This window comes from Marinobacter sp. RI1, from assembly GCF_041155085.1.
Classification (GTDB): domain Bacteria; phylum Pseudomonadota; class Gammaproteobacteria; order Pseudomonadales; family Oleiphilaceae; genus Marinobacter; species Marinobacter nauticus.
On sequence record NZ_AP031605.1, the window covers coordinates 3,554,177 to 3,567,843 of the forward strand.

General features: G+C 57.8%; 13 protein-coding genes. 3 read left to right on the forward strand and 10 right to left on the reverse strand.

What is annotated here, in order from left to right; genetic code table 11:
• Window positions 1–50 precede the first annotated feature (50 nt).
• The 3 genes from ACAM27_RS16105 to mpl all read right to left on the reverse strand — a co-directional run bounded on the left by ACAM27_RS16105 (window position 51) and on the right by mpl (window position 3,323).
• The gene (locus tag ACAM27_RS16105) at window positions 51–1,190 is read right to left on the reverse strand and encodes an acyl-CoA dehydrogenase family protein (RefSeq protein ID WP_011785859.1); all 1,140 of its coding nucleotides are present in this window, start codon (window positions 1,188–1,190) and stop codon (window positions 51–53) included.
• 122 nt (window positions 1,191–1,312) lie between these two features.
• Window positions 1,313–1,936: a flavin prenyltransferase UbiX gene (locus tag ACAM27_RS16110; RefSeq protein WP_014420676.1), complete on the reverse strand. Its 624-nt coding sequence runs from the start codon at window positions 1,934–1,936 to the stop codon at window positions 1,313–1,315.
• Window positions 1,929–3,323: a UDP-N-acetylmuramate:L-alanyl-gamma-D-glutamyl-meso-diaminopimelate ligase gene (gene mpl, locus ACAM27_RS16115; RefSeq protein ID WP_183580753.1), complete on the reverse strand. Its 1,395-nt coding sequence runs from the start codon at window positions 3,321–3,323 to the stop codon at window positions 1,929–1,931. The genes ACAM27_RS16110 and mpl overlap by 8 nt, the downstream gene beginning before the upstream one ends.
• Before the next feature lie 144 nt (window positions 3,324–3,467).
• Between mpl and ACAM27_RS16120 the strand changes: the two genes are divergently transcribed.
• Window positions 3,468–4,730 carry a 6-phosphofructokinase gene (locus ACAM27_RS16120; RefSeq protein ID WP_011785862.1) on the forward strand — a complete coding sequence of 421 codons (1,263 nt, stop codon included), beginning with the start codon at window positions 3,468–3,470 and terminating at the stop codon, window positions 4,728–4,730.
• 73 nt (window positions 4,731–4,803) lie between these two features.
• Here the strand turns inward: ACAM27_RS16120 and ACAM27_RS16125 are convergent, their stop codons facing one another.
• On the reverse strand, window positions 4,804–5,058 hold the full coding sequence (locus ACAM27_RS16125; protein WP_011785863.1) for a GrxA family glutaredoxin: 255 nt from the start codon (window positions 5,056–5,058) through the stop codon (window positions 4,804–4,806).
• A gap of 154 nt (window positions 5,059–5,212) precedes the next feature.
• Window positions 5,213–7,339 carry a methyl-accepting chemotaxis protein gene (locus ACAM27_RS16130; protein ID WP_369612303.1) on the reverse strand — a complete coding sequence of 709 codons (2,127 nt, stop codon included), beginning with the start codon at window positions 7,337–7,339 and terminating at the stop codon, window positions 5,213–5,215.
• A 58-nt stretch (window positions 7,340–7,397) separates the two neighbouring features.
• On the opposite strand from ACAM27_RS16130, the gene ACAM27_RS16135 reads away from it, so the two are divergent.
• Window positions 7,398–7,823: a YqaA family protein gene (locus ACAM27_RS16135; protein ID WP_014420673.1), complete on the forward strand. Its 426-nt coding sequence runs from the start codon at window positions 7,398–7,400 to the stop codon at window positions 7,821–7,823.
• On the opposite strand, the gene ACAM27_RS16140 is transcribed toward ACAM27_RS16135, so the two are convergent.
• Window positions 7,820–9,226: an AarF/ABC1/UbiB kinase family protein gene (locus ACAM27_RS16140; RefSeq protein ID WP_113879832.1), complete on the reverse strand. Its 1,407-nt coding sequence runs from the start codon at window positions 9,224–9,226 to the stop codon at window positions 7,820–7,822. The genes ACAM27_RS16135 and ACAM27_RS16140 overlap by 4 nt on opposite strands.
• A 253-nt stretch (window positions 9,227–9,479) precedes the next feature.
• On the opposite strand from ACAM27_RS16140, the gene ACAM27_RS16145 reads away from it, so the two are divergent.
• On the forward strand, window positions 9,480–10,574 hold the full coding sequence (locus tag ACAM27_RS16145; RefSeq protein WP_369612304.1) for a GGDEF domain-containing protein: 1,095 nt from the start codon (window positions 9,480–9,482) through the stop codon (window positions 10,572–10,574).
• Here the strand turns inward: ACAM27_RS16145 and lipB are convergent.
• The 4 genes from lipB to ACAM27_RS16165 are packed head-to-tail and all read right to left on the reverse strand — an operon-like array spanning window position 10,562 to window position 13,622.
• Window positions 10,562–11,200 (reverse strand): lipoyl(octanoyl) transferase LipB, encoded by a 639-nt coding sequence (lipB, locus tag ACAM27_RS16150; protein ID WP_369612305.1) that lies wholly within the window; start codon window positions 11,198–11,200, stop codon window positions 10,562–10,564. The two genes, ACAM27_RS16145 and lipB, sit on opposite strands and share 13 nt — an antisense overlap.
• Before the next feature lie 2 nt (window positions 11,201–11,202).
• Window positions 11,203–11,481 (reverse strand): YbeD family protein, encoded by a 279-nt coding sequence (locus tag ACAM27_RS16155; RefSeq protein WP_370228928.1) that lies wholly within the window; start codon window positions 11,479–11,481, stop codon window positions 11,203–11,205.
• Window positions 11,482–11,513: 32 nt separating this feature from the next.
• A complete protein-coding gene (locus ACAM27_RS16160; RefSeq protein ID WP_374730291.1) occupies window positions 11,514–12,677 on the reverse strand; it encodes a D-alanyl-D-alanine carboxypeptidase family protein in 1,164 nt (387 codons plus the stop codon).
• Window positions 12,678–12,734: 57 nt separating this feature from the next.
• Entirely contained in the window at window positions 12,735–13,622 is an 888-nt protein-coding gene (locus tag ACAM27_RS16165; RefSeq protein WP_369612306.1) for a septal ring lytic transglycosylase RlpA family protein, read from the reverse strand.
• Window positions 13,623–13,667 lie beyond the last annotated feature (45 nt).

Genomic DNA, 13,667 nt, shown 5'->3' on the forward strand with positions numbered 1-13,667 from the left:
TAACGAGCAGGCCCCGGAATGTGCCGGGGCCTGCAAATCGGGACAATTCGTCAGAACGACCGCGCCACGATTTCTTTCATGATTTCGTTGGTGCCGGCGTAGATCCGCTGCACGCGCGAATCGGCCCACGCCCGGGCAATCGGATACTCCCACATGTAGCCGTAGCCACCGTGCAGCTGAACGCATTCGTCCATCACCTTGCATTGAAGGTCGGTAGTGTGCTGCTTGAGCATGGCCGCCGTCGGGATATCCAGTTTCTTGTCGAGGTGCAGCTCCAGGCAGCGGTCTGTAAAGACACGGGCTGCCGTAATTTCAGCTTTCAGCTCGGCCAGCTTGAAACGGGTGTTCTGGAAGGCGATGACCGGTTTACCGAAGGCTTTGCGTTCTTTCACGTAATCCAGGGTCCACTGCCAGGCCGCCTCGGCGGCAGCGACGGCGGTCAGGGCCACCTGCAGACGCTCCGCCGGCAACTCCTGCATCAACTGGAAAAAGCCCTGCCCTTCCATGCTGCCCAGCAGGTTATCTGCCGGTACTTTCACATCCTGGAAGAACAGCTCGGAGGTATCCTGGGCTTTCATCCCCACCTTGTTCAGGTTCTGGCCTTTTTCAAAGCCCTCCCAGGCGGTTTCGACCAGCAACAAGCTGGTGCCCTTGGCACCTTCTTTGGGGTCGGTCTTGGCAACGACAATCACCAGATCCGCCAGCTGGCCGTTGGTGATAAAGGTTTTTGAGCCATTCAGAATGTAGTGGTCACCCTGGCGAATCGCCGTGGTTTTTACGCCTTGAAGGTCGGAACCCGCGCCCGGTTCAGTCATGGCGATGGCAGTAATCATTTCACCTGAAGCCATTTTCGGCAGATACTTCTGCTTCTGCTCTTCTGAGCCGTAGTTCAGGATGTAGGGCGCCACGATATCGGAGTGCAGCCCCCAGCCAATGCCAGACAATCCGGCCCGGGAGATCTCTTCCATAATCACTGCGGAGTAACGGAAATCGGCCCCCACACCGCCGTACTCTTCCGGCAGCATCGGGCACAGGAAGCCCAGCTCACCTGCTTTCTGCCAGAGCTCGCGGCTGACCTGACCATCCTTTTCCCATTGGTCATGATACGGAGCCGCTTCCTGCTCCAGAAACTTGCGAACGGAATCGCGGAAGCCTTCAAGATCGGCGTCGAAAAGAGTACGTGGAATCATTGCTGAACCTCGGTGAACGGGTTGGTTTATCATTGTGTTCAGCAAGTCTGTGGCGGGGCGGGGTTTCGCTCAATGGTGAAAACCATCAATCGCTTTGGCCAAAACCATCGCCCCGGAACGGATCAGTCGGCTTTCTTTTCGCCCCAGCGAGGTACCAGGGTCTGCGGAAAATCCAGATGGTCGAGAATCCGGGCCACCATAAAATCGACCAGATCATCCACCGACTGCGGGTTGTGATAGAACCCGGGGCTCGCCGGCATCATTACCGCACCCATACGGGTAAGCCTGAGCATGTTTTCCAGGTGCACCTCAGAATAGGGCGTCTCACGCAACACCAGAATCAGCTTGCGGCGCTCCTTCAGGGCCACGTCGCCGGCGCGCTCAATTAGGTTATTGCTGGCCCCGGTCGCCAGTGCCGAGAGCGTGCCAGTGCTGCAGGGGCAAATCACCAGCGGCGCCTTCTCGCCGGAACCGGAAGCCGGTGGAGAAAACCACTCCTCCCGGCCAAAGACCTGCACCTGACCGGGCTGCGCACCGGCGAAGTCCGACAAGGCCTCTGCCATGGCAGGCGTGGAACCCGGCAGCCGAAAATCGGTTTCAGTCGCGATCACCACTTGGGCCGCCTTACTGATCATCACGTTCACACGGCAACCGTTGGCTACCAGGCACTGCAACAGACGAAGCCCGTACTGGGCTCCCGACGCGCCGGTAAACGCCAGATTAACAACCGGTGATTGTTCAGCCACGACGCTTCTCCAGTTCCGCCACCAGTTTCCGATGAATGCCGCCAAAACCGCCATTACTCATGATTACGATATGACAGGTCTCTGGCAGTCCCTCCAGGGCCTTCTCAATCAGCTCCTCCACCGACGCCTCCACCCTGTGATGATCCAGCTCACCATGTTCCGCCTGCCAGCTCCCCACCAGTTCCGGCAACCAGTCCATATCACTGAGATTACCCCAAAGCACCCGATCCGCCAGTGCGGCACTCGGGATCAGCGTCTGCTTGTGCACACCCTGCTTCATGGTATTGGAGCGGGGTTCGATAATGGCCAGGATTGGCTCATCCCCCACCCGATTGCGCAATCCCTCCAGGGTAGACGCAATCGCGGTTGGATGATGGGCAAAGTCGTCGTATACGCGCACACCGCCGATTTCGCCCACCAGCTCCATTCTGCGCTTCACTCCAGAGAACCGGCACAACGCCGCCACCGCATGGTCAGGCGTAACGCCCACATGACGGGCAGCGGCAATCGCCGACAGGGCATTACGCACATTGTGCAAACCGGTCAGCCCCCATTTCAGGGTCGCAACCGGCTGCTCATGGTGGATAACCATGAAGCGGCTGCCATCCTCAGCCAGAAGCTCAGCCCGCCAGTCCGCCGTGCGGCTGATCTCGCTGCCGATAGCCGTATCCTGCACCGGGCTCCAGCTCCCCATCTCCAGAGCATTATCCAGGTGACTGTCCAGGGCAGGTCGAATGATCAGCCCCTGAGACGGTACGGTACGCACAAGGTTATGAAACTGACGCTCGATGGCTTCCACGTTCTCGAAAATGTCGGCGTGGTCGAATTCCAGGTTATTCAGAATCAGGGTATTCGGGCGGTAGTGGATAAACTTGGAGCGCTTATCAAAGAACGCGCTGTCGTACTCATCCGCCTCGATCACAAAGAAATCACTGCTGCCCAGCCGGGCAGACACCGGAAAGTCCTGGGGCACACCGCCTATCAGGTAACCGGCATCAAAGCCGGCCTGGTCGAGAATCCACAGCAGCATGGCCGTTGTGGTGGTTTTGCCATGGGTACCGGCTACGGCCATCACCCACCGGTGGCGCAGGACCTCCCGGGCGAGCCATTCGGGGCCAGACATATAATCAATGCGCCGGTTGAGCACTGCTTCCACTTCCGGGTTACCCCGGGACATGGCATTCCCGATCAGCACCAGATCCGGATTCGGCTCCAGGTTCTCGGGCCGGTAACCTTCTGTCAACGCAATGCCCTGGGCCTCCAGCTGAGTACTCATGGGAGGGTAAACGCCCTGGTCCGAACCGGTCACCTTATGCCCCAGCTCCCGGGCGATCACCGCCAGACTGCCCATGAACGTGCCGCAAATGCCCAGAATATGTATATGCATTAAGGTTGTGCCTCCGGTTTGAAACCTGCCAAGCCTCTACCATACTTTCTGCGCGGTCAAGAGCCGGCATATGCTCATGAAAAACCGCGGTGTTTGGCGTATCATCTGCGCCATCGTTGAACCAGCAGGAGGCTTCAGCCCGAGATGGCTATCAAGAACGCATTTTATGCCCAGTCTGGCGGGGTCACCGCCGTTATCAATGCCAGTGCTTGCGGTGTTATCCAGACCGCACGCAAACATCCGGACCAGATCGGCAAGGTCTATGCCGGCCGCAACGGCATCATCGGTGCTTTGAAAGAAGAGCTGATTGATACCAGTCTGGAATCTGACGACGCCATCCAGGCCCTCATCCACACGCCAGGCGGGGCTTTTGGTTCCTGCCGCTACAAGCTCAAGAACATTTCCGAGAACCAGCGCGAATACGAGCGCCTGATTGAAGTGTTCCGGGCCCACGACATCGGTTACTTCTTCTACAACGGCGGCGGCGATTCCCAGGATACCGCCTACAAGGTCTCCCAACTGGCCGATCGTATGGGTTACCCGATCACCTGCATTGGCGTGCCCAAAACGGTCGACAACGACCTTCCCTTCACCGACTGCTGTCCCGGCTTTGGTTCCGTGGCCAAGTACATTGCCACATCCACCCTCGAAGCCAGCCTGGATATCAAATCCATGTGTGAAACCTCCACCAAGGTCTTCATTCTGGAAGTGATGGGTCGCCACGCCGGCTGGATTGCTGCCGCTGGCGGACTGGCCGGACAGAGCGAAGGCGAGCCGCCTCACGTCATCCTGTTCCCGGAAATTCCCTTCAACCGGGAGAAATTCCTGGAGCGAGTGGATCAGTGCGTGAGGGATTACGGTTACTGCGTGGTGGTGGCGTCTGAAGGCGCCCAATACGAAGACGGCCGCTTCGTTGCCGATGCCGGCGCCAAGGATGCCTTCGGCCACACCCAGCTTGGTGGTGTTGCCCCGGCCCTGGCCAATATGGTGAAACAGGCCCTGGGCCACAAATACCACTGGGCAGTGGCAGACTATCTGCAGCGTGCAGCCAGGCACATTGCCTCGGCCACTGATGTGGAGCAGGCTTACGCGGTTGGCAAGGCTGCGGTGGAAATGGCCCTGGCAGGCAAACAGGCTCTGATGCCCACCATCGTGCGGGATCAGGCCAAGCCTTATCGCTGGTCAATCGGCGAGGCCAACCTCAGCGAGGTCGCCAACCAGGAAAAGAAAATGCCGATCCATTACATCACAGACAACGGCTTTGGCATCACTCAGGATTGCCGGGATTACCTGCAGCCGCTGATCGCCGGCGAAAGCTTCCCGCCGTTTGACGACGGTCTGCCCAGGGTTGCCAAGCTGAAGAACCAGCTGGTGGAGAAGAAACTGAGGACCGAGTTCGAACTCTGATCCTGCCCTGCAGCCCTACAAAAAAGCCCGGCCAAAATTGCCGGGCTTTTTTTACGCTACAAACGGCTGCGACCTAACTGGCCGTTTGCGCCTCATGGCGGCGCACATACGCTGAGAAATCGTCGAAACCACCCACATACTCGGAACCCACCAGAATCTGGGGCACCGTGTAGACCGGATGGCCGATACGGTCGGCAATGTCCTGTTTGCTCATGCCTTTTTCGATCATGTCCACCCACACGTAGGGGATGTTTCTGGATTCACACAGGTCCCTTGCCCGAACGCAAAAACCACAACTTGAACGGCCATAAATCGTGACCTGCTCCATACATACCTCCTGACTCAAAGGGTTGCGAGTGGCTGGCACTCAGCGCATTTATAATGTCGCAATAATGGCATGGCGAGCACCAATTGAAAATTGATCCTCGCCATGATCGTGATAGTAGCTGACGATACCGATATCGCCCGTGGAAGGGCCAGCCTCAGGTTTTCAGGCGGCCCAGTTCGCGATCCAGCACCTGAACCTGGCCATCGAGCGCATCGCCACTCTGGCGGACCCGCTGCGCCAACTCCCGCAGATCGTTGGCTGCGTCGCCGATGTGGGTCAGGTTCCGGTTAATTTCCTCGCTCACCGAACTCTGCTCCTCAGCGGCGGTGGCCACCTGGGTGACATGCTCAACAATCGTGGCGATACGCTCAACCACTGTGGCCAGCGAGTGACTGGCTTCCCGGGTACCCTCTACCGCGCTGGTGGCTCGCTCCACCCCGGTTCCAATGACCGTTACCGCACCGTCCACGTCGCCTTTCAGGCGCTCAATCATGCCACTGATCTCGTCCGTGGATTCGCGGGTTCGGGACGCCAGCGTGCGCACTTCATCGGCTACCACCGCAAAGCCACGCCCCTGCTCTCCGGCCCGTGCAGCCTCGATAGCGGCATTCAGTGCCAGCAGATTGGTCTGCTCGGCAATGCCACGGATTACTTCCAGAATCCGGTTGATTTCCTCACTGCGCTGGGCCACGTGACCAATAGCCGAGCTGGCCTGATCCATATCGCCGGCCAGTGCATCCACGCCCCGCAACGCCGTACCCAGAGTATCCTGGGTAAATTTAATGCCATCCCGCGCAGCCCGGGCATTATCCGCTGCCTCGCCAGCAAAGCCGGCCACTTCCCCCGCCGCCGCCGACATTTCATTCATGGCGGTCACCACACTGTCGATATCCTGATGCTGGCGGGCTGTCTGTTCATCGGTATCCCGTGCAATGGCGCCCACATCCGAAGCCTGCCCCCGCACCTGGGCATTCACATCTTTGAGGTCGTTGATCATTTCCCTCAGGCGGGCCAGGAAGGCATTAAAGCCGCCAGCAAGGTCAATCAGCTCGGCATGAGTGTCAATATCCAGTTCACGGGTAAGATCGCCCTCGGCACTGGCCAGATTGCGCATGCGCTTCCGGATTTCGTCCAGCGGCCGGGTAACCGAACGCACCAGCAACACCAATACGGCAATCGCAAGCACGACCACCACAATGCCCACCACGGTTTGGCGGGTGGCCGTGCTGGTTACTTCGTCTGACAGCAACGCCGTTATTTCATTCACACTGGCCAGGGCGATATCGCGCGGCAATTCAATCAACAGCGACCATTCAGCGCCCGGTAACGCGACCTTGACGGGATACGACACGGCGAGAATCTCACCGTTGTCGAAGCTGCCACCGTTGCGGTGCAACGCCGTAAACTCGCCAGCCAGATCCGGCAGTGCTTCCCGCAGTGGCCGGCCCAGATGCTCCTGATAATGACTGGAAGCAGCAATCAGGCCTTTCTCGCTCAATAATGTGACCCGTGACTGGCCGTCAAAGAGTTCCTCGCTGACACCGGCAATGGTCGACTGCAGCGTCGACAGGTTGATGTCGGAACCGACCACCCCGGCAAACTCGCCGTCACTGATCACCGGCACCACCAGGCTGGTCATCAGCTCGGAGTAGCCCTCTTCAATCTCATACTCATAGGGCTCCATCAGGCAGGGCTTTAGAGAATCGCGGGAACACAGGTACCATTCGGCTTCACGGATCCCGAACTCATTGCGGTTGTCCAGGTATTTGGTGGCAGGGTCTTCGGTTCTGCTGAACACCACATTGCCAGCCGGGTCCCGATAGTAGTAGATCTCAAGGGTACCCTCATCACTGCTGTGTTCTTCCACCCCGCCGGTAAAGTAAATGTCCTGGCCGTCGTAACCATCCGGCTCAAACTGGGCGTAAATCGAACTCAGATGCTTCTGCTCCTCGAGCACAGCCCCAATGTTTTCCTGAAGGTCGCGCCGACTGATCCTTCCGGAGCTGTCCGCTTCGATATTTCGGGTAATCAGGCTGCGAACCACTTCAGGCGTCTGGTAGGCGGTTTCGAATACCCCGGTCACCAGCTCACCGTATTTCCCTGCGGTCGCACTAAGCTGATCCATTACAATACGTTGCACCGTGCCCCGGGTTTCCCGGGTCAGCCGTTCCTCCATGGAACCGAGGGAGAGCTGGGCGGTGATAACAATACTCACACCCATGGTTAGCAGCAGTGCAATCACCAGGGCGTAGAGTTTTACGCGCAGAGAGAGTTGTTTCATGTACATCGAAACCTTTTTCTGTGAGGCTTAACCAACATCCTAGAGCATGGAGGCGTTTTTGGCCTACCTGACCCTGTTCCTGACATCTTTTGCCGCGGCAACGCTGCTGCCCGCGTATTCGGAAATACTGCTCGGCACCCTGGTCAGCCAGAATTATCCCCTGTTCTGGTTGTGGTTCTGGGCAACCATGGGAAATACTCTGGGGTCAGTGGTTAATGGGCTTATCGGCCGGCAAGTGGATCGCTTTAAGCACAAACGCTGGTTTCCCGTCAGTGAACTTCAACTACACAAGGCACGAAACCGGTTCAATCGATATGGTCAGTGGTCGCTCCTGCTGGGCTGGTTGCCCATTGGCGGCGATGCACTGACTCTGGTGGGCGGCATTATGCGAGTCCCCTGGCTGAATTTTATTGTTCTGGTGGGGATTGGTAAGGGACTGCGCTATGCCTTCGTCATCTGGGTGGTGCTGACCGCGTCTGGCTAGGCAGCACCGCTCCCATAGAGGTATTTTCTCAACAAGTCCTCGCCGTTGAACTCGGAGTGCAACACCGCAATGAAGGTGTAAACCCCGATTAGTTTTCGATTGAGGAACACGAATTCCTTGGGGGGTACACGAAAATAGCGGCTGATGGCAGACCTGGCGGCCTGCTTGGCCACTCTCGAGGGCAAATCGCTCTGTTTCCAGCGGTACTGGCCATGGCTGTTGACGGCATAATCCGGCCACTGACTGCGATCCTTCGCCAGGGGTTCCAGTACTGACATACAGACCTTGCCAAACTTGTCCAGCACCTCCGCCGGCCAGTCCCGGCTCATGAATCTGAGCTTGATTCCGCCCTCAACAACTTGCTCCAGATCTTCCTCATAGGAAGCCCTGATCATCTGGATGACCGGCTTCAGAAAGTCAGACGAGTAACTCTGCACGGCGCCAAAATCCAGCAGGACAATCCGGTCAGTTTCCGAATCACCACCCTGTTCGCCCGCAATACGGATCCGGTAGTTGCCGAAATTCGGGTCGGTCTGGATCTCTCCCCATTCGAATAGTTCCCGGAAAAATAATTCCAGGGCTGCCTGGCCCAGGGCACTGCGTCGCTCCAGTGGCAATTCACGAACCGCCACTGAACTGACCGAATGGCCGTGCTCATAGGTCGAGGCAATAACATGATCCGTTGAAAATTCTGCCAGCACTCTTGGCACCACAAAGCGTGGATCATGGCTAAGCATCTGGCGGAACTTTTCGGTGGTACGGGCCTCCAGCCGGTAATCGACCTCCCGATGCATCATTTCCCGGACTTCTTCCAGCCAGTCGTTGAATTCAGGGCCGAAGCTGACCAGCCGCGCCACTTTCAGCAGATGAGCCACAGCGTTCAGATCACTGTCGACGGCATCGGCAACACCGGGGTATTGCACTTTAAGCACAAGCTCCAACCCGTCGCTACGGCGCACCGCACGATGTACCTGGCCAAGTGAGGCGGCTCCTATAGGCTCCGGGTCAATATCGAGTTCAGAAAGCCGGCTCTCCCCCAGTTCGGCTTTGAGAACCCGCTCAATGGCCGGCCACTCCAGAGAGGTGGTCTGGTCTTCCAGAGTGTGCAGCGCCTCAGTGACTTCTTCGGGGAGAAAATGCTCGCCGTACAGCGCCATGACCTGGCCGATCTTGACCACACTGCCCTTGAGCCGGCCAAGCTCGTCCACCAGAAACCGGGCCTGACTGGAGAGCATTGCCCGATGCCGCTGCTCCCGGGTTTCCTTGTTGCTGAACCAGTTAGTCGCCATATGGGACGCCATGCGCGTGCCTGCGAACAGTCCGGCTCTGGTCAGCGACAACCTGCGCTCAAAACTGCCGGTCTTGATACGGGAGACGGATTTTCCGGGTCGGCTGGAAGACATGAAAGACCTGTTTCTGTCAGGAAATGTGAATGCCTGCAATACATCTGACCATTATACGGATCTGGGCGCGCGACTACCTAACCCAGTCGTCGCGCCGGCGCTGCCCCTGCAGCCAATGTGTATAAACTTCGACCAATTTAAAAGAGTTCGTGACATCGGTTACGTTTTGACACAGTCACAGATCACAAAGCGGTCTAGTATTGATTGACAGGGTTTCTGTGATATTTATCAACTACAACAACACCACCCACACATGAATCAGCCCGCTTCAAGAACGCCAGACGCCGAGCTGTCGCAGTTTCGCGTTAAAGGCGAGATACCGGTACCGGCCCTGATCAACGGCCTCACCTGTGCGGCAGTGCCGCTGCTTGTGTTTTTTGCCTGGCGCTCATCCGGCCACGGCGACCCGTTGACTTCACGGCTACTGCTGGCCTTCGCAGCCCTTCTGGCCATTAATGCGATCGTTTTTCTGAGCCTGGGCCACAAAACCCTCCAGCGCCGGACATTCATTACCCTGATTATCGCTCTGTTTACCTACCTGGCCATCCAGGCGGTTGAAGACGGCTCGGCCATCATCTGGCTGTTCGCCTATCCCCCCATAATCTTCTACATCAGTGAAGCCAGAGTAGGCATACTGGCCTGTGTGGGCGGATGGCTGGCCGTATTATTCCTGTTCAGCCCGTTGGGGGATATGGTTTTTGACTCGCCCTACAGTACCAGCTTCCGGCTTTCCATGATCATCGTGCTGGCTTTCGAAATGGCCACTTGTTACATCCTCGACCAGAGCCGGCGGCGGAGCAAGCTAGGCTTGATCCGGCTGGCCGCAGAATTCGAGTACGCCGCCAAGCACGACGCACTCACCAGCCTGGCCAATCGCCGCGAAGGTTTGGAACAACTGGAAACAGAGTATCAGCGCTACCTGCGTAACGGACGCAGCTTCTCGGTTCTGCTGATGGATATCGACCTGTTCAAGAATGTAAACGACAGCTACGGTCACCAGGCGGGCGACGACATGATCGTGTTGGTCGCCCGCACCGTGACCGGCCAGAGCCGCAAAGTGGACACCATTGCCCGCTGGGGCGGAGAAGAATTTCTGGTACTACTACCCGAAACCGCCCTGACCGAAGCCGCTGCCACGGCGGAGCGGATTCGCTCTGCCGTGGCGAGCCAGGCCATCGACTGCGCGGGCAAGCGAGTGACCGCCACCATCAGTATCGGCGCGGCATGTATACAGGGCTCAGAGTCGATTGATCGCCTGCTACAACGGGCCGATGAGGCGCTGTATCAGGCCAAGACGCTGGGGAGAAATCGCGTGTGTCAGGCTACTGAGGCGCTTCACCAGCCCTGACGTTGCTCCACCTGACAATGGCCCAGGCCGTCGACCAGCTCGCTCACCAGCCGGCGTTCCAGGTCATAGACCGAGGCTCCGGCCTCAAAATCACTGACTTGGCACATGGACATACCCGCGTAGCCACAAGGGTTGATTCGGGAGAAGGGTTCCATGTCCATGTTCACATTCAAAGCCAAGCCATGGAAGGAGCAGCCCCGGCGGACCCTCAAACCCAAGGACGCAATCTTGGCGCCATTCACATAGACACCCGGCGCATCTGACCGCGGTGCTGCTTCGATGCCGCCTTGGGCCAGGGTACGGACAATCGCCTGCTCAATGGCACTGACCAGGTTACGCACCCCGAGTTTACGCCGGGTCAGATCAATCAGCAGGTAGATCACCAACTGCCCGGGGCCGTGGTAGGTCACCTGACCACCACGATCCACCTGAATTACCGGAATGTCTCCTGGCAGAAGGATATGCTCGGCTTTGCCCGCCTGCCCCTGGGTAAACACCCTGGGATGCTCCAGGCACCAGAGCTCATCCACGGTGGCCTCGTCCCGGTTGGCGGTGAACGATTTCATCGCTTCCCAGGTTTCCATGTAGGGCTGTTGCCCCAGTGACCGTACGATGAGGTCAGCCACCGTTACAGCACCATGTGAACGCGGCCACTGGCCTTAAGCTCTTCAAAGAGTGCTTTGAGCTGATCTTCACCGGTCGCCACAATTTTCAGCTGAACCGAAGAAAACCGGCCTTTGCTGCTGTCGTTCACCGAGATGTCCGCTTCAGACAGTCCCGGGGCATGCTGCTCAACGACCTCCACCACAAATTCGGTGAAATCGGGCGCGGCATTGCCAATCACCTTGATGACATAGTCACAGGGAAACTCGATTTTTGGTGCTTTCGGCTCAGTCATGCCGCACATTACTCCCGGCTAAGGCAAACAGCGCCTCAACCTCAGTTAAACAGTTGAACAAAAAACAGCTTGATGGCATCCCAGATGCGCTTGAACAAACCGCCTTCAGGCACTTCGGTAAGTGCCAGCACCGGCTCATCCACCAGGGTTTCACCATCCAGAACCACACGAACACGGCCCAGCTCATCTCCCACCTTAATGGGCGCTTTTATCACGGAATCAAGGTCGACGACAGATTCCAGTTGCTCGCGGGAGCCACGGGGAATGGTGACATAGATATCCTCCGGCATGCCTACCGACACCTCATCCGCCTGACCGCCCCACACTCTGGACGCCATCAGCTCCTGACCGGCACGGAACAGCCGCTCGGTTTCAAAGTAGCGGAAGCCGTAGTTGAGCATTTTCTGCACTTCCTGGGCCCGGGCCTCAGAGCTGCTGGTTCCCATAACCGTAGCAATCAGCCGGGTCTCACCCCGCTTGGCCGATGCCACCAGACAATAACCGGCCTCTTCCGTGTGCCCGGTTTTCAAACCATCAACGCTGTCATCCCGCCATAGCAGGCTGTTTCGGTTGGGCTGACGAATATTGTTGTAGGTGAAGTGCTTCTGCGCATACAGCGGGTAGTTTTCCGGATAGTCCTGGATAATATGCCGTGCCAGGACCGCAAGATCGTAGGCGGTTGAGAAATGGTCTGCGGAGGGAAGGCCGGTGGCGTTTTCGAAGTGGGTATCTTTCATGCCCAGCAGTTGCGCCTGCTGGTTCATGATGTCCACGAAAGCCCCTTCACTGCCGGCCACAAACTCGGCCAACGCCACAGACGCATCGTTGCCAGACTGGATAATCACACCCTTGAGCAGATCCTCAACGGAAACCGAGGTGCCTTCCTGCACGAAGGTTCGGGACCCCTCTGTGCGCCAGGCCTTGACACTGATAGGTACCATATCCGACATGGAGATACGGCCTTCATCCAGCTCGCGCTCGACAATATAGGCCGTCATCATTTTGGTCAGGCTCGCTGGTGGCAAACGCTCATTACTGTTGTGCTCCATGATCACACGACCACTGAGCGGATCCATCAATACCCAGGAGCTACCGGCAATCTGCGGCGGCGACGGGATCAGTACCGCCTGCGCCGAGGCCTGCCCGCTCATCAGCAACAGGGAGAAAACCAGAAACAGGGTTCGAGTTACAGTCTTGAAAGCCATGGATAGTTTCATTCGTCGTCAGATGCTTGTCTTATGTTGGTTCTGAACTCAGTCGGTTCAGTGCGAATCGGTCAGTACAATGGACTGCCGGAACCCTCTGGATTCCAGAAGGTTCTGAGCGTAGCGCGCGTCGCCCTCGCTCTTGAATGGCCCCACCTGAACCCGATGGAACCGGCCATTATCAGTGGTGATCTCCCGGACTCTCACAGGATTATCCAGCACTCCCAGCAGACGCTCACGCATGGCCTCAGCCGGATCCCGCTGACTGAATGCGCCGAGCTGGACAAACAGCCCCTCACCGGCGGCCAGCTCTGTTGTTCCGGAAGCCTGTGAGGCAACCACTGGAGCCTGGCCAGCGGCATCAAACGGCTTGCCAGCCAGAAACATGGCGCCGTCCGGACGCACCGTAATAGCGGCCACTTCAACCCTGGCGGTACCACGGGATTGATAGCCGAGCTTCTTGGCCGCGGCATAGGACAGATCGATCAGCCGATCCCCGTGGAAGGGGCCACGATCGTTCACACGGACAATCACCGAGCGGCCGTTGTCGAGATTGGTCACTCGCGCGTAACCCGGAATCCGAAGGGATTTGTGTGCCGCCGACATGGCATACATGTCGAACACCTCACCGTTGGAGGTCTTGTGGCCGTGAAATTTCTCGCCATACCAGCTCGCGGTGCCGCGCTGCACGTAGCCGTCGTTACTGTCCATCACATGATAGCGCTTGCCCCAGACCGTATAGGGCGACTTGTTGCCAGCCGACCGTGGCTGCTCATAACGGGGTGTGGCATCGGCCAGGCCGCTGGCGTCAAAGCTGCCCGAAGGTGCCCGATCCTGCTTAATGGTGTAGCGTGACGAGTGGTCAACTTCAGGACTGCTGGCACAGCCGGCCAGCAAGGCAGCTAAAGCCAGTGCGGGAATCCGTTTGTCAGAGACCTTGACCATGTCTGTTCACTACCCCAAAACCTGTGTATTGATACCGCCATTACT